This window comes from Pseudomonas sp. CC120222-01a, assembly GCF_003097235.1.
Taxonomy (GTDB): domain Bacteria; phylum Pseudomonadota; class Gammaproteobacteria; order Pseudomonadales; family Pseudomonadaceae; genus Aquipseudomonas.
The window spans coordinates 186,105-208,980 of sequence record NZ_QEQQ01000004.1 but is presented as its reverse complement, the minus strand read 5'-3'; the positions used below and the strand labels follow the sequence as shown (position 1 = coordinate 208,980).

Below are 22,876 nucleotides of genomic sequence, written 5' to 3'. Positions count from 1 at the left end.
ATGCCATGCGGAGGCTGAACCGGGATGAGGCTCCTCCTGCGGGCTTGGACCGTTACCGTCACGGTCGTGATCAATGGTCCAGTACCACTCCAGAACTTCGCCTGCTGATATGGGAAAAGTTGGAGGACATGCAAGGTGCGAGGTGTGCTTACTGTGAGGCCGACATCAACCACTCGAAACGGCACATCGAACATTTTCGTCAACGCGATCGCTACCCACAGGGAACATTCGACTGGCACAATCTATTCGGCTCCTGTAACCGCCCAAACACCTGTGGTAAGCAAAAAGACAGCTGTGGGCTTTACCCTCATGAAGATCTCATTAAGCCAGATATAGAGGACCCCGAGGATTTTCTAGTATTCACTCCAAATGGCTCAGTTCAACCTCGAGCAAGCCTGAGTAATAGAGATCGATGCAGGGCAGAGGAAACGATCCGCATTCTAGGGCTAGATGGTGCACTTACGCAGATTCGTTTGGAACAGGTACGTGGATACCTTGAAACAGCCTGGGCCATTCAGGAAATGGCCCAGCAGTACCCAACTGAACAGTGGTTACCTTTTCTGGAAGATGAGCTCGCGCGTACCGCCAATCTACCGTTCGCAACTGCCATTAAACATGTCCTGACACCACAAAATGGATGACATGGTACCGGCCTAGAGTGGACCGGCCTGTCGCTGCAGAAACGCCTGTCCGGCATGCTGAAAAGGGGGGGCCTTTACCTATCGCTTGTCAGGTTGGCCGGCGTTGACCGCTGATTTCAACTTGCTCCCTACCCTCATCTTGACATTGGTAGCTGACGGTATGACCAGTGGCTTACCCGTTTGTGGATTACGTCCCTTCCTCTCTGCTCGCTCTTCAGCGATGAATGAGCCAAAGCCAACCAGTCGCACGTCATCACCTTCCGCCAACGCTTTCTGGATAGCATCCATGAAGCCTTGGACTACCTTGCCGGCCACTGCCTTGGACAGGTCCGCACGCTCTGCCACTTCATCTATAAGCTCTTGCTTGTTCACTTGATAGCTCCTTATGGCCCCTGACACCGCAGCTGGTGTGGCCAAGCACTATTGAATGAGCATCGAGCACCAGCCACAACTGGCAAAAATGTCAGGTCAGGCACCGTCCCGGCTTGCTGGACAAATGCACTGTGGCATGGGAGGGTTCTGCCCCGACCCTTCGGAATAATTACCATGCCTACACCCATGCCCCCCTGCTCCGTCCTGATCCTCGCCGGTGGCCGCGGCCAGCGTATGGGCGGGCGTGACAAAGGCCTGCTGGAATGGCGCGGTGAGCCATTGATTGCGCATATCCAGCGCATCGTGCGGCCGCTCACTGATGACCTGGTGATTTCCTGCAACCGCAACCAGCAGGCGTATGCCGCGTATGCCGATCAACTGGTGGGCGATGCCGAGGCGGACTTTCCTGGGCCGCTGGCCGGGGTGATTGCCGGGCTGAAGGCGGCCAAACATGACTGGGTCTTGGTGCTGGCCTGTGATGCGCCGCTGGTTGACCGGGACCTGCTCGATGCCCTGCGGCAACTGGCGGTGACCAGCGGCAGTGCTGCAATGGTGCGTCAGGGCGGTTATTGGCAGCCGATGTTCAGTGCCTTGCCGCGCTCGGTACTGCCGGTGCTGGAGCAGGCCTGGGCGGCGGGTGAGCGGAGTTTGCAGAAGGCCCTGTTGCGGGAGGACGTGCGGGGGTTGGAGTGTGCCGAGGATGATCGCAGGTTGAGTAATTTCAATAGCCCGGAGTTGCTGCAAGGCTGAGATTTTTACCGTCTGTACCGGCCTCTTCGCGGGTAAACCCGCTCCCACAGGAGCCTCACAGGGCCTGAGCAGGGTGCAGTTCCTGTGGGAGCGGGTTTACCCGCGAAGAGGCCGGAACAGGCGAAACATCAACTGGCAGTCAGTTCCTCGATACTGATCTCGCGCATCCTGAACTTCTGCACCTTGCCGGTCACTGTTATCGGGAACTCGTCGACGAAGCGGAAGTACCGGGGCACCTTGAAGTGCGCGATCCGCGCCTTCGCCCATTCGCGCAGTTCATCCGCGCTGGCGGTATGCCCCGGATGCAAACGCACCCAGGCGACAATTTCCTCGCCATACTTGCTGCACGGCACGCCGATCACCTGCACATCGGCCACCGCCGGGTGGGTGAAGAAGAACTCTTCCAGCTCCCGCGGGTAAATGTTCTCGCCGCCGCGAATGATCATGTCCTTGCTGCGCCCGACAATGCGCACATAGCCCTGCTCGTCCATCACCGCCAGGTCACCGGTGTGCATCCAGCCCTCTTCATCGATGCTCTCTGCAGTGGCCTTGGGGTTGTTCCAATAGCCCAGCATCACGCTGTAGCCACGGGTGCACAGCTCGCCGATCTCGCCCCGTGGCACCGTATTGCCGTCAGCATCCACCACCTTGCTCTCCAGCCGTGGCTGGGTGCGGCCGACGCTGGTCACCCGGCGCTCGAGGTCATCGTCGGGGCCGGTCTGCAGCGACACCGGGCTGGTCTCGGTCATGCCGTAGGCAATCTGCACCTCGGCCATGTGCATCTCGCCGATCACCCGGCGCATCACCTCGATCGGGCAGGTGGCGCCGGCCATGATCCCGGTGCGCAGGCTCGACAGGTCGAAGTCGCCGCGCTGCGGGTGGTCAAGCTCGGCGATGAACATGGTCGGCACACCATACAGCGCCGTGGCCTTTTCCTCGGCCACGGCACGCAAGGTCGCCAATGGGTCGAAGGCATCATTGGGGTAGATCAGCGTGCTGCCGTGGGTCATGCAGCCGAGGTTGGCCATGACCATGCCGAAGCAGTGGTACAACGGCACGGGTACGACCAGGCGGTCGTGCTCGGTCAGGCCCAGGCTTTCGCCGACCATGTAGCCGTTGTTGAGGATGTTGCTGTGGCTGAGCGTGGCGCCCTTGGGAAAGCCGGTGGTGCCGGAGGTGTACTGGATGTTGATCGGGTCGTCGCAGCGCAGTTGCGCCTGGCGCTCGGCCAGGGCCTCACGGCTGACGGACTCGGCACGGGCCTGCAGGTCGTGCCAGGCAAGGAAGCCTGGAGGTGGAGCAGCGGCCAGGCTGACGACCCCGCGCAGTTCAGGGAAGCGCTCGCAGACCAGGGCGCCAGGCTGGCGGTTCGAAAGCCCCGGGATCAGGCCCAGCAGCATGGCGTGGTAATCGGAGGTCTTGAAAGCGTCGGCGCAGATCACCCAGCGGCAACCGGACTGGCCGAGGGCGTAGTCCAGCTCGCTGGAGCGGTAGGCCGGGTTGATGTTGACCAGGATCGCGCCGACCTTGGCGCTGGCGAACTGGGTGATGCACCACTCGGCGCAGTTGGGCGCCCATATCCCTAAGCGGTCGCCGGGTTGCACGCCCAGGGCCATGAGGGCGCGGGCGTGCTGGTCGACGGCCTCGGCCAGCTGCTGCCAGGTGTAGCGCAGGGCCTGGTGGCGGACCACCAGTGCTTCGCGGTCGGGGAAACGGGCGACGGTGGAGTCGAAGGCGTCGCCGATGCATTGGGTAAGCAGGGATTTGTCCTGATTGCCCTGGGAGTAACTGGGTTGGCTCATCAGATTGCGCACCCTTTGAGATTGCCGGGGGCGCTTTGCGCCCCTTTCGCGACACAAGGCCGCTCCTACAAGAGACCGCATTCCCCTGTAGGAGCGGCCTTGTGTCGCGAAAGGGCTGCGAGGCAGCCCCCTGCGACTACCTGACAAACACCTGCGGCGTAGTGGTGGACATGTCACCACCCGGCAGCTTGATGTTCTTCACCTTCTCCAGGGTGTCCGGGTTGAACACCGCCAGGTCATTGAAAGTGCCGCCCAGGTACAGCTTGTCGCCCTTCTTGTCGAAGGTCACGCAGTAATAGGTGTGCTCCAGATTAGCCGCCTTGATCAGCTTGCGTTGCTTGATGTCGTACTTGGCCAGGCGGTTGAGCACGCCGTAGATCTGGTTCGGATCCTTCGGCGAACGCAGGCCGGTGAAGTAGATCTCGGTCAGGTCGGCAAATTCCTGGGTATGGGCCTTGCCGGTCTTGAGGTCGATGCTCAGGTAGCCATACAGCGGCTGCGCCTCGTTCGGGTCCTGCTTGGCATCCTTGAACTTGGCGATGGTGTAGAGCAACGAAAACTCGTGGCGCGGGCTCTGGTGCGGCCAGAAGTACAGCACGTCCGGGGCGCTGTAGCCTTTGCGGTTCCAGGTGCGCAGCGGCAATGCCACGGTGTACTTGCCGGTCTTCACGTCCATCTTGTAGATATCCGGCCCGACGAAGAACAGGCTGCCATCGTCGGCGGCACGCATCAGGTAGACCTGGCGCGGCATCGGGAAGGTACGCACCGGCTTGGCTTCCAGGCCATCGGCTGTGTTGTACACCTCCAGGCGCGGTGGCTTGACCACGTAGTGATCGTTCAGGCGCTGGGTCGGGTTGACCGTCGCGTACACCTCCTTGCCATCCGGGCTCAGGGCGAACGAGTACATCGACATGCCGGTTTCGCCGGGCACACTGGACAGATTGGCGTGGAAGGTGGTCTTGCAGGTGTCCAGGTCAATGCCATAGATATCGGCATAGTGGTTGTTGAGCACGTAGGCGGTGCGGTTGTCCGGCGCCATCAGCGCGGTGCCGGGGCCGAACTTGTCGGGCATCTGGCAGCTCTTGAACAGCGTGTCGCTGGCCACGTCGATGACGTGCAGGTTGTTCGGGTAGTTGGTGGTGATCAGGTATTCCTGGCCAGCCTTGAGGGCCGGCCCGGCATCATCGGCCTGTACCGCCCAGGCGCAGGCCGTGGCGGCGATGGTCAGCGCGAGTTGCGCGCAGCGTCCAGCTTTCATGCGGTTTCCCCTTGTCATTCTTGTTGGGCCGGTCACTTGTCTTTCGGGAACACGGTGCCGAGGTTGCGCCAGTCTTCCTGGGAGTTGTTCGCCTGGGCGTTCCAGTCCTGGTAGGTGCTCATCATGTCCGGCACCTGGGCCGGCCACCAGCAAGGGTCGGAACAGCCATAGAGGTCGGCCTCCATCGGCTGGCACAGCGAGCTGACGCCGCCAAAGGCGTCCACTTCCCAACCCGGGTCGGTGGTGGCGGTGCAGCCGGCCACCGCGCTCATGGCCATGACTTCTTCGACGCGGTCTTCGGCGGCGGCCTGCTCGAGGATGCGCGCCTTGTTGTTCAGGGGCTTCAAGTGCTTCATGTCAGTGCGCCTTCCGCGGGGTGATGTAGCGGTCGATGAAGGCCGGGTTGGCGGCCATGATGCGGCTGTAGACCTCGATGCCGAAGTCGACCCAATCGCGCATCAACTCGCAGTAGTGGTAGGTCGGGTGCTGCGGGTCGCCGTAGCGGGCGTAGCTCTCGTGGTAGCAGCCGCCAGAGCACAGGTTGCGGATGCGGCAGCTCTCGCAGCCGGTGTTGCTGCGGTCCAGGCGCTGCGACAGGAAGTCGTTGAGCTGCGCCTGTTTCACGCCCTGGTGCACGTTGCCGAAGGTCGGCAGGCTGGAGCCGGTGAAGCGGTGGCACAGGTTCAGCTCACCCTCGTGGTCCACGGCCAGCATCTTCAGCCCGGCACCGCACGGCAGGGCCTTCTTGTGGCCTTCGTGGATGTCGGTGATCAGCTGGTGCAGGTTGGAGAAGCCGATGTTGCGGTGCTCCAGCGCCGCCTCCAGGTACTTGCGGCCCAGCGCCTTCATGTTGGCGAACACCTGCACCAGCTCTTCGCCGGTGAGGTTGAAGTCGGCCATGTCGCCGGAGGTGACCGGGGCAAAACCGACTTCGGCAAAGCCCATTTCGTTGAACAGGTGATTCCAGATGGTCTCGACGTCGGTGATGCCACGGGTCAGGGTGACCCGCGCACCCACCGGGCGGCTGGTGTAGCGCGACAGCAGCAGGTCGGCCTTGCGCCGCACCACGTCGTAGGTGCCCTGCCCGCCCACGGTGATGCGGTTGCGGTCGTGCACGGTCTTCGGGCCGTCGATGCTGATCGACAGGCCGAAGCGGTGGGCGTTGAGCCAGTCGATGATCTCTTCGGTGAGCAGGGTCGCGTTGGTGGTCATGATGAACTCCACCTGCTTGCCGGCTTCGGCAAAGCGCCGCTCGCAGTAGGCGACCATGTACTCGATCAGCGGCCGGTTGGACAGCGGCTCGCCGCCGAAGAACACCACGCTGTAGCGTTCCTCGTTGGGCGATTCCTTGAGCAGCATCTCTACCGAGGCCTCGGCGGTGGCAGTGCTCATCTTCTTGCCGGCGGACGGTTTGTCCAGGTCTTCCTTGTAGCAGTAGGTGCAGCTGAGGTTGCAGCCGGTGTTGACGTTGAGCACCACGGTGTTCAGCGCCGTGCGCTCGACCTGCTTGAGGGCGATTTCCGGGGTCAACGGCGAGCCGTCGCTGACCAGCTCCAGCGCGATCAGCTCGCGCAGGGTGTCCTGGATATCATCGCCGGCAAACTGCTGGCCAAGGCGCTGCATCAGCTCCTCGGCCGAGCAGCCTTGCTGGCGCAGGGTGTCGATGATGCCGCCGGTCACTGCATCGGCGGTGAACAGCGAACTGCTGGGGATATGGAACAGCATGCGGTCGGCATCGACCTGCACTTCGTGCAGGTTGCGTTCGACCAGGTTCAGTAGCGCGCCCATGGCGACCTCCCGATAATCGATGCGTTGGAAAAACCGTCTTGCCCTGCCGTTACGGCAGCGGCGGGTTGTTCCAGCGTTGCACCGCGACGATCATGTGGCCTTCGCCCTTCTGGCCGCCATCGGCAAGGGTGGCGATGACCTTCAGGTTACCGGCGTTGTTGGTGCCCATCTTGCGCGCCGGGTTAGGGCCTGCGCCGCCAGGCACGAACACGCCGTCGGCCTGCATCTGCCCGGCGAACTTGACGTCCTCGTCCTCAGCGGCACGCTCGTTGAACGGCTCGACCGCCCAGGTGGCCGGCAGGTAGCCGATCCGCAGCGGCTGGCCACTGGCGTCCTTGCCCCAGGCTTCGGCTTCGAAACGGCCCTGGACCTTGGGCACCGAAGCACCGTTCTCGCCGATACGGGCGATGGAGAACGCCGGCACCACCTTCACTTCCTCGACTTTGTCGTAGACCGCCAGGTTGACGCCCTTGAGCTCACCCACCGCCACGTCGCGCTGGCCAGGCTTGGCGTCGGCCGCAGCGCGGGCCTTCACGCGCACCAAGGTCGGGGTCTGTTCCAGCACCTCGGTCACCTCCACGCCAGCGCCCAGGTCAGGCTTGCCGGCCAGGCCGGTGCCGACCAGGGTGATCTCACTCTCGCCACCGGCCTTGATGAACTCAGGCTGAACCGCCAACAAGCGCGCGTTGCCCTCTTTGGCTGCGATGAAGTCCAGGCCACGCTCGTCGTGATCGGCCTCGAACATGCGGCCTTTCATCTCGCCATCCAGCGCAGCGAACACCTGGCGCAGGTTGCTGTCGCCGACCTTGACGTTGCCGCGCCATTCGTAGCCGTTGTAGAGGATCGCCGTGCCACTGCCGTTGAACGGCGTGCCGTCGGCGTAGCTGCCTTTGACCTCGACCTTGAAGGTGTCGCCCTGGTCGGCAACCACCGTCATTACCCCACGCACATCGCCCTTGGCCAGCATGTGGCCGCTGAACGCCCACTGCCCCGGCAGCGCGGCGGCAGTCGGCTTGGCCTTCTGCCATTCGGCCCAGGCCGGGCTTTCCAGCGGGAAGCGTTTGGCCAGGTCCGGTACCACTTGCTTGAGGGCGATTTCCAGCCAGTCACGGTCACGCGCCTGGGCCTGGTATTCGAGGGACGGCCATTGGCCGAGGTGGAAGTTGATCAGGTGTTCCCATTCCTGCGCCGGCCGCCGCTGCAGGGCGACACGGGCACCTGAGTGACAGCGGCCACAGGTTTCGCTGAGCTGGGTATCGAAGTGTTCGACGGTGTTGAGCCGGCGTTCCATGGCGTAGCGCACGCCATCGGTCTCGCTCGGCGCCAGGCCTTGTTTGTCGGCCAGGTACTTGACCAGGGTGCGACGGTCGTCGTCGCTGATCTGCAGGCCATGCATGATCTGCATGCGGGCGATGCTCATCAGCCAGCCTTCCGGAGTCTTGCGCTGGTGGCTGATGCGGCTGTAGGTATCGTTGCCCTCGGGGATGTGGCACCCCATGCACTTGTTCTGCAACAGGCTCGGGCCCTGCTCGGCCGCCATGGCCTGGGTGCCCAGCAGTGCGGCGGCGACCAGCGCCAGTTTGCCCGCATGCCGCCGGAGTCGAGTCGTCTTCAAGGTCAGACCTCCACGGTTGTTGTTCTTATCGTTTTCACACGCTTTGGTACAGCAGGTGTGCTTGTGACGGTTGTGATACAGAAACTGTGCCAAGTGATGCAAAGGCGTTGTATTTCAGGCTTTTAGCGCCTTCATCCAGCTATGTGGCCCTGCTGGCCAAGTGGTCGGAGCGTGCCATTTCGCGACAAGGTGTTTCATCCTGAGACAGGGCCCGCTGCGCAGGCCATTCACGGGACAGGCAATGTTTCATCACCGTCTCACACCGTCTCAATGTGCAACAGCGCAGCCGTGCAAGCCCAACCTTGCACCTTGGCAAAACCCAGGCAGTTCAGCACCTTGCGCCCTTTGCACCGGTTTGGCACGCGCCTTGCGCCAGTGCCTGCCACATCCAATGACAAGAGGCACAGCCCCATGCTTTCCGACCTGCCCATCCTGCCCGCCACCCGCGCCTTCCTCGAACGCAAGCTGAAGATGCGCATCGGTGCCGACTGGCAGGACGCCGCCAGTGGCCGCACCCTGTCGTTCCGCAACCCGGCCACCGGTGAAATCCTGGGTGAAGTGCCCGCCGCCGAGCAGGAAGACGTCGACCGCGCCGTACGCGCCGCGCGCCAGGCATTCGACGACTCGCCGTGGAGCCGTGTGCGCCCCCGCGAACGGCAGAACCTGCTGTGGCGCCTGGCCGACCTGATGGAGCGCGACGCGCAGCAGCTGGCCGAGCTGGAATGCCTGAACAACGGCAAGAGCGCTGTCGTGGCCAAGGTCATGGACGTGCAGCTGGCCATCGACTTCCTGCGCTACATGGCCGGCTGGGCCACCAAGATCGAGGGTAGCACCGTCGAAGCGTCCATGCCGTTGATGCCCAACGACCAGTTCCATGGCTTCGTGCGCCGCGAGGCCGTGGGCGTGGTCGGTGCCATCGTTGCCTGGAACTTCCCGCTGCTGCTGGCCTGCTGGAAACTCGGCCCGGCCCTGGCCACCGGCTGCACCGTGGTGCTCAAGCCGGCCGACGAAACCCCACTGACCGCGCTCAAGCTGGCCGAACTGGTGGACGAGGCCGGCTACCCGGCCGGGGTGTTCAACGTGATCACCGGCACCGGCCTGAACGCCGGCGCCGCGCTGAGCCGCCACCCGGGCGTGGACAAGCTGACCTTCACCGGCTCCACCGAAGTGGGCAAGCTGATCGGCAAGGCGGCCATGGACAACATGACCCGCGTCACCCTGGAGCTGGGCGGCAAGTCGCCGACCATCGTCATGCCCGACGCCAACCTGCAGGAAGCCGCCGCCGGCGCCGCCACGGCGATCTTCTTCAACCAGGGCCAGGTGTGCTGCGCAGGCTCGCGCCTGTACGTGCACCGCAAGCACTTCGACAACGTGGTGGCCGACATCGCCGGCATCGCCAACGGCATGAAGCTCGGCAGCGGCCTGGACCCGGCGGTGCAGATGGGCCCACTGATCTCGGCCAAGCAGCAGGACCGGGTGACCGGCTACATCGAGCTGGGCCGCGAGCTGGGTGCGACCATCGCCTGTGGCGGTGAAGGGTTTGGCCCGGGTTACTTCGTCAAGCCGACGGTGATTGTCGACGTCGACCAGCGCCATCGCCTGGTGCAGGAGGAGATCTTCGGGCCGGTACTGGTGGCGATGCCGTTCGACGACATCGACGAAGTGATTGGCATGGCCAACGACAACCCGTACGGCCTGGGCGCGAGCATCTGGTCCAACGACCTGGCGGCGGTGCACCGGATGATTCCGCGGATCAAGTCGGGGTCGGTGTGGGTCAACTGCCACAGCGCGCTGGACCCGGCGCTGCCGTTTGGGGGTTACAAGATGTCCGGTGTCGGGCGTGAGATGGGGGCTGCTGCCATCGAGCACTACACCGAGCTCAAGTCAGTTTTGATCAAGCTCTGATCTACAGGCCGGGGCTGCTTTGCAGCCCTTTCGCGACACAAGGCCGCTCCTACAGGAGTCCGCGTTCTCTTGTAGGAGCGGCCTTGTGTCGCGAAAGGGCCGCAGAGCGGCCCCACGATCTCAGCTTAAACCCTGTTCTCCCAACCACCGCCGCAGCAATATCTGATGCTCCAAAGGTCTCCCATTCAAGACCCCATCGAGTGACACGCCTGCAAGCAGTTCTCCCACCACCGGCGCCAACTCGATCCCCTGCAAATGCCACACCCCCAACGGCTGATCCGCCGTCACCACCACTTCAGCCTCGTCCACTAGCCCATCCCGCAACACCGGCCGCCGCGCCACCCGCACCGCCGTCCAGTCCGCCGCCAGATGCAACGGCTGCGCATCCGGCCAGCCTCGACGGCGCTCCCAGAATGGCTGACCTGCACGTTCAAGCTCCTGCCCATAAAAATCACGCCCGATGCGGGCAAAACGCATGAACAACTGTTCGATCCGCTGCTGATGAAACTGCTTCGCCAGTGCCGCGCGCTCGGGTCGACGGAGCAAGGTGTTGATCACCACCGGCGCCTGCAACGCCGATGACAGCGACTGGAAAATCCCGTTCCCCGACAATGGGTCAACCGCCATTGCCGCATCGCCCACCCGCAACCAGTCATCGCCCACGCAGTCGCCGGCGAGGATCGCCGTGCTGCTGCGCGCATGCACCTGCGCAGGCTCCAGCGCTCGCGCATCGAACAGTTCGGCCACCAGCGCCGAAGCCCTTCGTCGTGCCGCGCAATATTCAGGCAGCGCCGCCTTGCCCGGCAGCCCCTCGGCGTCCAGGGTCACCTGCCAGTAGCAACGCCCATCGGCCAGCCGGGCCATCCAGGCCCAGCCATCGTCCAGGCTCTCCACGGCCGACGCAGGTGCGCCGGGTGCCGACTGCCAGAGGTTGAGCAGGCTGACCGTTTCCGGCCCGCGCAGACGGTCGGCCGCCAACGGCGCCTGGCGCCCGCGTGCTTCGACCAGAAAATCGCCCTGCAGCACCTGCCCGTCATCAAGGCGGACCTGGTGGCCCTCAGCACGCGAGATTTCGCGTACACGCCCTTCGACCAGCGTTACCCCTGCCCGCACCAGATCATCGCGCAAGGCGCGGTCGAAGCGCTGGCGATCGAGCAGAAACTCCTGATTCAGCTGCAGATGCTGGCCATTCCAATGCACCTGCCGTGTCGCCGGCACTGCCGCTTCGGCCAAGGCACCGCCCAGGCCGGCATGGCGCAGCCCTTCCAGCACCCGTTGCGAAACCCCTTCCACGGCGGCAAAACGCCGCCAGTCGGAGACCACCGTTACCGGGTAGCCCAGCCGGCGCAAACCCAGCGCAGTGGCGGCGCCGGCCGGCCCGGCGCCCAGCACCAGAATGTGTGCTTCAGGCATCCGCGGCACCTCGCCGCTCCGGGCCGCTGAACGCAGCGTGGGCCTGCAGCCAGGCATAGACCTGTTGCCGATCCAGCCCGGGCTGCTGCTGCAACAGCGTCGCAATCCGCCCACTCACCGCCGCGCAGCCAAGACTCGCCCCGGCCCGACCACGCTCGCCCACATGGCCACCGAAGTCGGCCTGTGCGCTGCCGAGCCACGACCACTGCCCCGGTGCGCAGCGGGCATCGCCGGTGATGCGGATAACCCCCGGATACGCCGCCGGGTACACCGCACTGCCCTGCGCCGGGCTGGACGCGCACAGCAACACCCCGGCCTGCTGCACTTCAGCGCAGGCCTGGCGCAACACCGCCCGGTCCTGCTGCAAGCCGAGGCTGAGGTTGATCAAGGCCACGCCCTGCTCCGCCAGCCAGAACAACCCGGCGGCGACCTGCAGGGCGCTGGTGCTGCCTTGCTCGGTAAATACCTGGGCCAGCAACAGCGGCAGCTCACCGGCCTCGGCTTGCAGGCTGGCCAGCACGGCACTGCCATGGCCGAGCCGGTCTGCTTGCAACTCCCCCTCGCACAGCACGCCCTCATCCAGCCAGAAGCGCCGGGCAGCGACCAGTGCCTGCGCTGGCGCACAACCACTGTCGATCACGCCGACCCTGAATTCAGCGGCCATGTTTGATCGCCTCCTGGGGCAAGACACGCAGCTGCCCACCTTGCAGATGCAGGTGCAAGTCGGCATCGGCCAGGGTCGATGCCCGGTGGCTGATGAGGATGCGCGTGCGCCCGGCGAACAATTGGTCGATGGCGGCAATCACTTCACGCTCGGTAGCTTCGTCCACCGCCGAGGTAGCCTCGTCGAGCACCAGGATCGAAGGCGCCTGCAGCACCGCCCGGGCGATGGCGATACGCTGTTTCTGCCCACCGGAAAGCTGCTGGCCACGCTCGCCGAGCAGCCCGTCAAGGCCCAGTGGCAGGCTTGCGACCAGGCTGTCGAGGTGGGCCAGTTGCACCACCCGCTCCAACTCCCCACGGCTGGCCTGAGGCGCGCCATAAGCAAGGTTCTGCGCCAGGGTGCCGCGGAACAGCACGATGTCCTGGCTGACCACCGCGATGCGCTGGCGCACGGCGGCCAGGTCGAGTTCGCGCAGGTCGGCGCCATCGAGCAGGATGCGCCCGGCATCTGGATCGTAAAAGCGCTGCAGCAGGTCGATCAGGGTCGATTTGCCGACGCCGGAAGCACCGCTGATGGCGACTTTCAGGCCACCGGCGATACAGGCATCGACCTGTGCCAGCACCGCGCCCTGGCGCCCGTCATGGGCAAAGCTCACGCCTTCCAGGCGCAGCTCGCCCGGCCCTTCCGGCATCGGCCTGGGCGAGTCGGCCTCGCGCACGGCCACCGCTTCCTGCTTCAACTCCATCACCCGGCCCAGGCTCACCGCCATGCGTTGCACCGCCACGTACAGGCCCAACAGGCTCTGCACCGGGCCGACCGCCATGCCCATGTAGGTGGAAAACGCGATCAGCGCGCCAAGCTGCCAGGTGCCCTGGATCACCCACCAGCCACCGACCAGGAACGCGCAGGCGCGGCACCACGAGGTCAGGGTCCCGGGGATCGCCTGGGTGAAGAACTCGGTGACCTGCACCTTCAGCAGCTGGCGCATGTAGCCCTGCCCCAGCTGGTCCAGGCGCCCGGCCTCGCGGTGCTGCTGGCCGGACGCCTGGATGAATTTCATCGCCGGCAGGGTCTCGACCAGGAACGACGACACATCCGCCGAGCGCTCGCGCAGGTTGCGCACCTCGCGCTCGACCTTGCGCCGCATCCAGCGCAGCCATAGCACTTCAATCGGGATCAGCAGTGCCAGCAGCAGCGACAGTTGCCAGGACAGCATCAGCATCAGCGCCACCGCGCCCACCAGGCCGATCACCGCCGACACCGCCGAGAACAGCGAATCCACGGCAAAACGCTGGATCTCGGCGACATCGCCGTCCAGCCGCGAGAGGATGTCGCCGGTACGCCGACGCCCGTAGAACGTCGGCGACAGCTGCTGCAGATGGCGGTACAGGTCATCGCGCAGGGCGAACAGGATGCGCCCCGACAAACGCGTGTGCAGGTAGCGGTTGACCCCCGCCAGCACGGTGCCCAGCAGGCCGGCGCCAATCATGATCGCCGCCATGTGCCAGAGGGTCCGGTAATCCTTGGCCAGCAGGCCTTCGTCGATCAGTGTCTTGACCAGCCAGGGTTGCACCAGGGCCAGCAGCGAAGCGCCGAAGGACAAGCCCAGCAGCACGCCGATGGCCCGTCGGTGGGGGCGGACGAAACCATACAGCCAGACCAGGGCCTGGCGCATGAGTACGGGGTCGCTGGTGTGCACCAGCCTCGCGAACAGGTTACCCATGTCAGCCGCGCAACTGTTTGAGTTTGCGGTACAGCGTCGCCCGGCTGATGCCCAGCGCTTCGGCGGCGGCCGAGACATTGCCCTGGTGGCGCGCCAGGGCGCCACGGATCAATTCCAGTTCGTTGTCCTTGAGGCTGCCGGAGGGGGTCGTGCCACTGGCCAGCTCTTCCAGCAGGCAATCGGTCAGGTGGTCGAGGGTCAGCACCTGCTCGCCGTCCTCGCGCATGGCCAGGGCGGTGCGCACGACCATTTCCAGCTGGCGGATGTTGCCCGGCCAGTCGAAGCCTTCGAGCAGCGCCGCCAGGGCCGGGTCGAGGCTCACGCCCTTGGCGCCGGACTTGTCCAGCAAGCCCTCGACGATGCTCGCCAGGTCATCGCGTTCGCGCAGCGCCGGCAGGCGCAGGGACACGCCGTTGACCCGGTAGTACAGGTCTTCGCGAAAGTGCTGTTCCTGTACCAGGCGCTTGAGGTCGCGGTGGGTGGCGCAAATCAGCGCCACGTCGATGTCCTGCTCGTCGCCCGCGCCCAGCGGCGCCACCCGGCGCTCTTGCAGCACGCGCAACAGCCGCGCTTGCAGGGCCAGCGGCATGTCACCGATCTCGTCGAGGAACAGCGTGCCGCCATGGGCCTGCATCAGCCGCCCGACCATGCCACCCCGGCGTGAGCCGGTGAAGGCGCCCTCGCGGTAGCCGAACAGTTCGGATTCGATCAGCCCCTCGGGTATCGCTGCGCAGTTGACCGCGACGAACGGTTTGTCGGCGCGCGGGCTGGCCTGGTGCAAGGCACGGGCCACCACTTCCTTGCCGGTCCCGGTCTCGCCCAGCAGCAACACCGGCAGGCCATTGCCCAGGCCCTGGCGGGCCATGCGCAGGTTGCGTGCCAGCCGCACATCCGTGCCAGCCAGCGCATCCAGCGCAGGGGTTTTGTTGGCCACCGCCGGCCTGGCCTGCGCCGCGCTGCCATTGAGCGGGCTGTGCCGCGGCAGCTGCAACGCACGGAAGAAAAATTCGCCCTTGGCCGTTTGCACGTTGCTCACACCACCCTGCCACAGGCGGGCGATGAAGGCCGGCGAGCGCTCACCCAGCAGGTCGCTGCTGCGGCGCCCGATCAGGCCCTGGCGCGGCACCTGGAGTAATTGGCAGGCGTTGTCGTTGGCGGCCAGCACCTCGCCGTCCAGGCTCAGGGCCAGCAGGCCGTGCCAGGCGCTGTTGAGGTATTGCGGGCGGCTGTGGAAAGCCAGCACCAACTGCTCGGGGTGGCACAGGCCGAACATCCGGCTCTCGATATTTCCGGCCGCCAGCATCAGCAGGCTCAGGCTGTCCTGCGGCTGGGCCATGACCCCTTCGCGGGTGACGTCGAGCACGCCGATCACTTCGCCACGCGGGTCGCGCAGCGGTACCGAGGTGCAGGAAAAGGGGCTCAGGCGGTCCAGGTAGTGTTCGCCGCAGTTGATCAGCGTCGGCCGGCCTTCGACCACGGCGGTGCCGATGGCGTTGGTGCCGCGCAGCGATTCGCTCCAGCAACTGCCGGGGTGCAGGTCGCGCAGGCCTTCGCGTTCCAGCACGTGCTTCTGCCCTTCGATGGCCAGCACGTTGGCCTGGGCATCGCCGAGGATGACGATACCGGCTTTGCCCTGCCGGGCCACCAGGTAATCCAGCTCAGGGGTGACCGCGTCTACCAGCAGCCGGTTACGTTCCAGCAGCGTGCGCAGGTCATGGCCCTGTTCCAGGCCCAGGCCGACCTGCTCGCCTTGCAGGCAATCCAGGCCATGGCCAAGGCTGCGGCGCCAGGAGGCGTCGATTTCGTCGCGCAGCATGCCCAGTGGCAGCTCGCCTTCGCTGGCCAGGCGCATGCGCGCCTGGCGGGATTCGTGCAGCGGGTCTTGGGCGTTTGTTATGGGAAATTGTCGCGCCATTTTTTGCTCCAGCTGTGGCCCTTGGGTCAGGGCTACGGGCTTGGTATTTTTTCCGCAGTGTGCGGGAGATTTTTCTGGGCGTCGAGGTGCATGCCTTAAGAGGTGTAGCGCCTGGGAGATCGAGCGCCGCCCGCGCGGCGCATCGCGAGCTGCGCTCGCTCCTACGTTTGTTTCGGGCCAGTAACGCCTGTGGCAAGCGCGCGCGACCGCCTTGTTGGTACCCTGCGATATCGCGCCATGCGCCAAGGCGTCCGCGCGCAAATCCCACAGGAATAACTGGCCCGAAACAAACGTAGGAGCGAGCAAAGCTCGCGATGCGCCGCGCGGGCGGCGCTCGATCTCCCAGGCGCCACACCTCTCAAGACATGCTCTCCCAGCCCCACCGCTGCCCCCAATCCTGGGGAACACCGCCCATCAAAATACCTGCCAAAAATTCATTCACCTCCCTGAAACCCAAGCCCCACAAGCCCTCCAGCCAATTATGAAAAAATTGGCACGCCTGTTGCGCTAGTCCTCCCAGACGCCCCAAGTCCATGGGCCCGTTAGCAGGAGGAACCGACTCATGCTCCGACCGATACCCAACACGCTGGCAGTGGCGATCGTCGCCGGCCTGTTCCAGCTCCCGGCGCAGGCAGCGCTGTATGCCGTCGACACTGGGCCCTACACACCTGAAAACGGCCACTACGCCGCCTGGTACCAAGACACCCACGGCCGCACCCTCGACCTGTGCCTGTCCAAAGCCGTCAGTTCACGCGTGGCCGGCGCCCCCGGGGCACCGTCGTACATGTGCACCCTGTTGCCGGCGCCCGGCATCTTCGATGACACCAAGCCGTTGCTCTTCCCGACCAACTGGCCGGATGAGTCCTTCTGGTTCACCGCCGATGCCGCCATCACCGATGCCGCCCGGGGAGTCACCCTGACTTACGGCACCGCCATCGAAGCTGCGTTCGGCGGTGGCGACCCGGCAGAAAACGACCAGATCAGCTTCGCCCGTGTGCGGATCCGGGTCGACGTCCCTGCGGCCGGCACCTACGTGGTCACCCACCCCTACGGCGTCGAAGTGTTCGATGTGCCCGCCGCCGGGCGCCGGGCGATCAACATGACCCGCGACATCGGCATCGGCTCCGCTGGCACCTTCACCGGCGCACTGAAGGGCGATGTCGGGCCGTTCCTGCGCAGCGTCAACGGCCCCTACACCGAAGGCAGCGAGCAATTCATCGGCGACCCCAACCTCAACGAGCGCGTCACCGGCAGCCCGTTCAACACCAACTTCGTACGCATCGAAGGCCCCGGTGGCATCGACTTGCGCACCGACCTGTTCGCAGTGTCTGGCAAGCTCTCCGAAGTGGTCCGGCCAACCCCGTTGATCCCGCTGCGCAGCACTTACTCGCGGCACACCGAGAACGGTGACCTGCGTGCGCAACAGGACATGTTCGTGCTGGCCCCTCCGCCACCAGGCAGCGCCACCCTGACCAGCCAGACCCCCAACCTGCCACTGACCGAAGCCAATGGCACCGGCACCTGGTATGCCCAATCGGCGCTCAACCCGGCACTGCCGACCAGCCTGCTGGTCAGCGCCGACAACAGCGTGGCCATCCCCACCAGCAGCGTGACCACCGCCAGCCTGCCGCTCACCGACCTGGTGACCATCACCAAGGCCGAATACAGCCTGGCCAACGCCACCCTGACCTTGATCGCCACCAGCAGTGACGAAACCAGTCCGCCAGCAATGACTGCCCGCACTGGCAACGGCACCTTCATCGGCAACTTCACCGGCGACGGCGCGCAGAAAAGCCTGACCGCCAACTTGTCGCCCGTTCCGCCGGCCAAGGTGCAGGTCACCAGCGCCAACGGCGGCAGCGATATCGAAGACGTGGTGCTGGTGCCATGAACAGACAAAGGCTCCGCCTTCAAGGAGGCAGCATGAACACTTGGCAACGCCGCGCGCTGTTGGCCGCCGGTTTCTCCCTCACGCTCTCCAGCACCGCCTGGGCCGCACTCAGCGACGTCGACCCTGGCCCCTATACCTTCGCCACCGGCGGCTTCCCTCTGTGGTACAAGGACGCCGATGGCCTGGCCATGGAGCTGTGCCGCTCCCGCGCCGTCAGTACCCTCGTCGCAGGGGCACCCGGCGCACCGGCCTACATGTGCACGCTGCTGCCGGAGCCGGGCATCTTCGACGATACCCTGCCGCTGGTATTCCCCGACAACTGGCCACCGGAGATGTTCTGGTTCCTGGCAGAAACCAGCATTCCGGCCGTGGGCAACAGCGGTTATGAACTGGACGCCTATGTCGCAGGCGTAGAGGCGGCCTTTGCCGCCGAAAACCCGGTCGACGGTGACCAGCAGAGCTTTGCCCGTATCCGCATCCGCGTGTCGGTACCACGTGCCGGTACCTACACCATCACCCACCCGTACGGTGTGGAGACGGTCAACGTCACCACGCCCGGTCGGCGGGCGATCAACATCACCCGTGACATCGGCATCGGCGCTCCGGGCAACTTCACCGGGGCGCTCAATGGTGCCATCGGCCCGTTCATCCAGGGCTTCGGCGCACCCTATACCGCCGTGAACCCGGATACCGGCACCACCGACACCTTCATCGGCGACCCCAACCGGCCAGAAGCGATCAAGGGCAGCCCGTTCGGCACCAACTTCATTCGCATCGACGGCCCGCCCGGGCGCATCGAAACCAGCCTGTTCACGGTCTCCGGCAAGGTACTCGACCAACGTCCGCAGTTGCCGGCGTCGCTGGAACGGGCGACCTACTCGCGCAATGGCAGTGGCACCCGGGTGGAGGTATTCGCCAAGGCGCCGAACACCGCCAGCGTCTGCTTGCGCAACGGCCTGGCGCTGGTCGGCACGCCGCCCTCGCCCTGCCAGTTCAGCATGACGTCGGACAACAACGGGCTGTTCTTCAGCCAGCAACTGAGCCAGCTGGCGCCGCCGCCGGTGGTCGTGGTGACGGCCAGCAGCAGCGACATCAACACCCAGCCGACTGCCATTTCGAGCAAGCTATCCGACGTGGTCAAAGTCAGCACCGCACGCTACGAGTGGGCCAACAAGCGGCTGACGATCGAAGCGCGCTCCAGCGACGAAGTGGTGATCCCGGACATGGTCGCCCAGGGCTACGGCCGCCTGTCCAAGTCCGGCACCCTGCAGACCCTCACCGTCAATGACCTGACCCAGCCTCCGGCCACCGTCACCATCAAGTCGAGCCATGGCGGTGTCGATATCGAACCGGTGGTCGTGGTCGGCACCGCACCCGTGTCAGCCGACAATCAGCCACCACTGGCCCAGGCCGATGTCGGCAGCACCAGCGTCGGCGTGCCATTGACGATGAACCTGCTGCTCAACGACAGCGACCCGGACGGCAACCTGCCACTGAGCATCACCGACGTTACCCAGCCGGCGACCGGCCAAGGCAGCGTGGTGCTCAACGGCAGCACGGCGGTGACCTACACCCCACCCCCTGGAGCAACCCAGGCGCTGGTGGCCACCTTCACCTACCGGGCAATGGACGCCAAGGGCCTGAAGTCGCAACCGGCCACCGTCACCGTCAACGTCGCGCCCAACCAGGCACCGACCGCCAACCCTGAAACCGTGACCACCCTGGCCGCCCCGCTGGTGATCAACGTGCTGGCCAACGACACCGACCCGGAAGGCAACGTGCCGCTGTCCGTCGTCAACCTCACCCAGCCGGCAGCCGGTCGCGGCACGGTGACCAGTGACGGGACCACGGTCAACTACACGCCACCGGCCAGCGTGCCAACAGCCTTCACCACCACCTTCACCTACCAGGCGCGTGACTCCCTGGGCGCGGTCTCCGCCCCGGCCACCGTCACGGTCAACGTGCAGCCACGGCCTGCAGCCGGCGAGACCTTCACGGTCACCGCAGCGACCGTCCTGGCCCGCTCGAACAACCGTTACAACTGGGATGTCAGCGGGACTTCGTCAGTGACTACCGGCAACACCGTCACCGTGCGGGTCACCACCACCACCGGCGTACAGACCCTCGGCACCACCACAGTACCGGTGACCGGCCGCTGGCGCCTGTCGGTGAGCAACAGCACCACGATCGTCCCGACTGCGGCACCGACCGCCACCGTGACGAGCAGCCAAGGCAGTACCCGTACTGTCAACGTGACTGTGCAGTAAGGCCAGGAGAACGCCATGAAGTGCCTGTATCCACTGCTGCTGAGCCTGGCCCTGGCGGGCCAGGCCGGGGCCGATGACCTGATGGACAACGCCGACCTGGCACCCGGCAGCGACCTCGGTGAACCGGTGATCATCCGCCTGCTGCCGGTCGGTGCCGGCCAGGCGGCGGTGATCGAGCAGCAAGGCAACGGCAACCGCGCCGCCCTCGACCAGAACGGCCAGGCCCTGCTGGGCCGCATCGTCCAGGCCGGGGGCGCGCAGGAGGCGTACATCCTGCAGGAAGGCAGTGACCTGATGGCCAACATCAGCCAACAGGGATATGGCAACAGCGCTGCGATCCGCCAGAGCGGCACCAGCAACAGCGCCAATATCGAGCAGATCGGCAACAACAACAGCGCCAGTATCGAGCAGGCCGGCTCAGGCCTGAGCAGCTCAGTGACCCAAGCCGGCAATGGCCAGCGTGTTCAGATCACCCAATACCGATAGACCTGGAGGCACCACCATGTTCAAGCTCGCTCCCCTAAGCGCCGCTATCGTCCTGGCCCTGGCCGGCCAGGTCATGGCAGACGACAGCACCTCGAACCAGTCGCAGAACGGTAACCAGAACATCGCCGAAGTGCAGCAGACGGTTGCACCGTTCGCCGCGGCTACCCAGACGCAGACCGGCAAGGGCCACAACCATCTGGCGGTGCAGGAAAACAGCACCAGCACCATCAACCAGACCGCCAGTGGTTCGTACAACGCCGCCTACGGTGAGCAGCTGTTCGAAAATGGCAGCCAGATCACCCAGCAGGCTTCCGGCTCCTACAACGATGCCTTCGCCAGCCAGTCGGTGGGCGAGAACAACCAGTCGCTGCAGAACCAGCAAGGCAGCGAAAACCGTTCGACCGTGTGGCAGGACACCCAGACCGGCAGCCAGGTCACCACCACCCAGAGCGGCCAGCGCAACGAAGCCTACGTCGAGCAGCTGTTCGGCGGCAGTAACAACCGCGCCAACATCACCCAGGATGGCCAGGACAACTACGCGACCTCCGAGCACATCCTGCACAACGATGGCTATGTGCAGATCTACCAGCAAGGCAAGCAGAACTTTGCCTACGGCGACCAGCGCGACGGCAACGGCGGCACCATCAACATCGACCAGTACGGCACCGGCCACTCGGTGGAGGTCTGGCAGGACACCCAGACCGGCGCCCGCGCCACGGTCAACCAGACCGGCCAGACCAACGAAGGCTACATCGACCAGAGCTTCGGCAAGGACAACGTCGCCAACCTGTATCAACAGGGCCAGTCCAACGCCAGCTGGTCGGATCAGTTCGAGACCAACAACTCGAACACCACTGTCTCGCAAAGTGGCAAGACCAACAGCAGCTTCACCTACCAGACCGGTGACAACCAGAGCCTGACCGTCAACAGCAAGGGCACCGGCAACAAGGTCCTGGCCAGCAACTGGAAAGGCGACAAGATGGGCGGCCAGTTCGGCAAGAACCAGACGGCCAACATCAACCAGAACGGCACCAACAACAGCGCCAACCTGACCCAGAACGGCGAGTACCAACTGGCCACGCTGAGCCAGAAAGGCACCGGCAACACCATGGAGACCAAGCAGGCCGACAGCTACAACGAGCTGTACTTCGAGCAGAACGGCAGCGACAACAGCCTGATTGCCGACCAGCGCGGCACCGACAACTACGCCTTCGGCTCGTCCACCGGCAGTGGCAACAGCATCAACCTGGACCAGTCCGGCTACGCCAACCAGAGCTACACCACCCAGCTGTACGGCAGTGGCAACAGCGCCACCATCAAGCAGGCTGACAGCGCCAACGTCGCCTACGTGACCCAGGGCGGCAACAACAACACAGCCAACGTCAACCAGAGCGGTGCCTATCAGAGCGCCACCATCAGCCAGATGGGCAACGGCAACACCGCCACCGCTACCCAACGCTGAGCAGCTCCCCCCTTGAACCGCGGCGTCTCCTCTCCCTGGCGTCGCGGTTCCTTTTTATTTCCCTGCTTTGCACATGAGTGATGACACGGTCCTTGTAGGAGCGGCCTTGTGTCGCGAAAGGGCTGCAAAGCAGCCCCGGCAATATCTGCGGCGAAGCTGAAATACTGGGGGCGCTTCGCACCCCTTTCGCGACACAAGGCCGCTCCTACAAAGACCGCGTTGGGCTTACAATATCTTGCACTCACCCATGCCACCGCCCTGATGATCCAGTCCGACCTCGACCTGTTCGGCCCCCAGCCGCAACGCCTGGCCAGCCACACCGTGCTGCTGCCCGGCTTCGCCCTGGCCGTCATCGAGCCACTGCTCGACGCCCTGCGCCCGGTGCTGCGTGCCGCGCCGTTCCGGCACATGCAGACGCCCGGCGGGTTGAACATGGCGGTCGCGCTGACCAATTGCGGTTCGCTGGGTTGGGTCAGTGATGCCAAAGGCTACCGCTACAGCCCCACCGACCCGGTCAGCGGCCAACCCTGGCCCGCCCTGCCCCAGGTCCTGCTCGAGCTGGCAGGTCGCGCAGCGGCGGCAGCCGGTTTCGAGGGTTTCGTGCCCGATGCCTGCCTGGTCAACCATTACCTGCCCGGCACCCGCCTGAGCCTGCATCAGGACCGCGACGAGCAGGACTTCGGCCAGCCGATCGTGTCGATTTCACTGGGGTTGCCGGCGGTGTTCCTGTTTGGCGGGTTGCAGCGGTCGGACAGGACTCAGCGGATACCGTTGAACCATGGTGATGTGCTGGTGTGGGGAGGCGAAGATCGGCTGCGCTTTCATGGGGTGTTGCCGATAAAGCCGGGGGTGCATCCGCGGATGGGGGAGCGGCGGATCAACCTGACCTTGCGCAAGGCAGGTTGACCCAGTGCGCAGGGCCGG

General features: G+C 65.0%; 18 protein-coding genes. 8 read left to right on the top strand and 10 right to left on the bottom strand.

Annotated features, from left to right (window positions below; translation table 11 throughout):
* The first annotated feature begins 5 nt into the window (after positions 1-5).
* Complete coding sequence (ptuB, locus tag N430_RS08045) at positions 6-641, top strand: retron Ec78 anti-phage system effector HNH endonuclease PtuB (protein ID WP_110638960.1); 636 nt, start codon at positions 6-8, stop codon at positions 639-641.
* 78 nt (positions 642-719) lie between these two features.
* Here ptuB and N430_RS08040 read toward each other — a convergent pair whose 3' ends face one another.
* A complete protein-coding gene (locus N430_RS08040) occupies positions 720-1,028 on the bottom strand; it encodes an HU family DNA-binding protein (RefSeq protein ID WP_256592115.1) in 309 nt (102 codons plus the stop codon).
* A gap of 159 nt (positions 1,029-1,187) precedes the next feature.
* Here N430_RS08040 and mobA point away from each other — a divergent pair, with 159 nt between their 5' ends.
* Positions 1,188-1,763 carry a molybdenum cofactor guanylyltransferase MobA gene (gene mobA, locus N430_RS08035; protein WP_110638958.1) on the top strand — a complete coding sequence of 192 codons (576 nt, stop codon included), beginning with the start codon at positions 1,188-1,190 and terminating at the stop codon, positions 1,761-1,763.
* A 128-nt stretch (positions 1,764-1,891) separates the two neighbouring features.
* Here mobA and N430_RS08030 read toward each other — a convergent pair whose 3' ends face one another.
* The 5 genes from N430_RS08030 to peaA all read right to left on the bottom strand — a co-directional run bounded on the left by N430_RS08030 (position 1,892) and on the right by peaA (position 8,226).
* Positions 1,892-3,565, bottom strand: coding sequence for a fatty acid CoA ligase family protein (locus N430_RS08030; protein WP_110638957.1), 1,674 nt, complete (start codon positions 3,563-3,565; stop codon positions 1,892-1,894).
* 136 nt (positions 3,566-3,701) lie between these two features.
* Positions 3,702-4,823 (bottom strand): quinohemoprotein amine dehydrogenase subunit beta, encoded by a 1,122-nt coding sequence (gene peaD / locus N430_RS08025; protein WP_110638956.1) that lies wholly within the window; start codon positions 4,821-4,823, stop codon positions 3,702-3,704.
* A gap of 32 nt (positions 4,824-4,855) precedes the next feature.
* Positions 4,856-5,179, bottom strand: coding sequence for a quinohemoprotein amine dehydrogenase subunit gamma (qhpC, locus tag N430_RS08020; protein ID WP_027916687.1), 324 nt, complete (start codon positions 5,177-5,179; stop codon positions 4,856-4,858).
* Between the two features lies 1 nt (position 5,180).
* Positions 5,181-6,611, bottom strand: a complete 1,431-nt coding sequence (peaB, locus tag N430_RS08015) for a quinohemoprotein amine dehydrogenase maturation protein (RefSeq protein WP_110638955.1) — start codon at positions 6,609-6,611, stop codon at positions 5,181-5,183.
* Between the two features lie 49 nt (positions 6,612-6,660).
* Positions 6,661-8,226, bottom strand: a complete 1,566-nt coding sequence (peaA, locus tag N430_RS08010) for a quinohemoprotein amine dehydrogenase subunit alpha (RefSeq protein WP_110638954.1) — start codon at positions 8,224-8,226, stop codon at positions 6,661-6,663.
* 411 nt (positions 8,227-8,637) lie between these two features.
* Between peaA and N430_RS08005 the strand changes: the two genes are divergently transcribed.
* A complete protein-coding gene (locus N430_RS08005; protein WP_110638953.1) occupies positions 8,638-10,131 on the top strand; it encodes an aldehyde dehydrogenase in 1,494 nt (497 codons plus the stop codon).
* 120 nt (positions 10,132-10,251) lie between these two features.
* Here the strand turns inward: N430_RS08005 and N430_RS08000 are convergent, their stop codons facing one another.
* The 4 genes from N430_RS08000 to N430_RS07985 are packed head-to-tail and all read right to left on the bottom strand — an operon-like array spanning position 10,252 to position 15,846.
* Entirely contained in the window at positions 10,252-11,544 is a 1,293-nt protein-coding gene (locus N430_RS08000; RefSeq protein WP_110638952.1) for an NAD(P)/FAD-dependent oxidoreductase, read from the bottom strand.
* Complete coding sequence (locus N430_RS07995) at positions 11,537-12,208, bottom strand: peptidase S8 and S53 subtilisin kexin sedolisin (RefSeq protein WP_110638951.1); 672 nt, start codon at positions 12,206-12,208, stop codon at positions 11,537-11,539. The genes N430_RS08000 and N430_RS07995 overlap by 8 nt, the downstream gene beginning before the upstream one ends.
* Positions 12,198-13,931: an ABC transporter ATP-binding protein gene (locus tag N430_RS07990; protein WP_110638950.1), complete on the bottom strand. Its 1,734-nt coding sequence runs from the start codon at positions 13,929-13,931 to the stop codon at positions 12,198-12,200. The genes N430_RS07995 and N430_RS07990 overlap by 11 nt, the downstream gene beginning before the upstream one ends.
* 1 nt (position 13,932) lies before the next feature.
* The gene (locus N430_RS07985; RefSeq protein WP_110638949.1) at positions 13,933-15,846 is read right to left on the bottom strand and encodes a sigma-54-dependent Fis family transcriptional regulator; all 1,914 of its coding nucleotides are present in this window, start codon (positions 15,844-15,846) and stop codon (positions 13,933-13,935) included.
* A 562-nt stretch (positions 15,847-16,408) separates the two neighbouring features.
* Here N430_RS07985 and N430_RS07980 point away from each other — a divergent pair.
* The 5 genes from N430_RS07980 (at position 16,409) to alkB (ending at position 22,858) form a co-directional block, all read left to right on the top strand.
* Entirely contained in the window at positions 16,409-17,737 is a 1,329-nt protein-coding gene (locus N430_RS07980) for a hypothetical protein (protein ID WP_110638948.1), read from the top strand.
* A 32-nt stretch (positions 17,738-17,769) separates the two neighbouring features.
* Positions 17,770-20,004: an Ig-like domain-containing protein gene (locus N430_RS07975; protein WP_110638947.1), complete on the top strand. Its 2,235-nt coding sequence runs from the start codon at positions 17,770-17,772 to the stop codon at positions 20,002-20,004.
* Between the two features lie 15 nt (positions 20,005-20,019).
* Positions 20,020-20,490, top strand: coding sequence for a curlin (locus N430_RS07970; RefSeq protein ID WP_110638946.1), 471 nt, complete (start codon positions 20,020-20,022; stop codon positions 20,488-20,490).
* 16 nt (positions 20,491-20,506) lie between these two features.
* Positions 20,507-21,952: a curlin gene (locus N430_RS07965; protein WP_110638945.1), complete on the top strand. Its 1,446-nt coding sequence runs from the start codon at positions 20,507-20,509 to the stop codon at positions 21,950-21,952.
* A 261-nt stretch (positions 21,953-22,213) separates the two neighbouring features.
* Complete coding sequence (alkB, locus tag N430_RS07955; protein ID WP_110638943.1) at positions 22,214-22,858, top strand: DNA oxidative demethylase AlkB; 645 nt, start codon at positions 22,214-22,216, stop codon at positions 22,856-22,858.
* Positions 22,859-22,876: the final 18 nt, after the last annotated feature.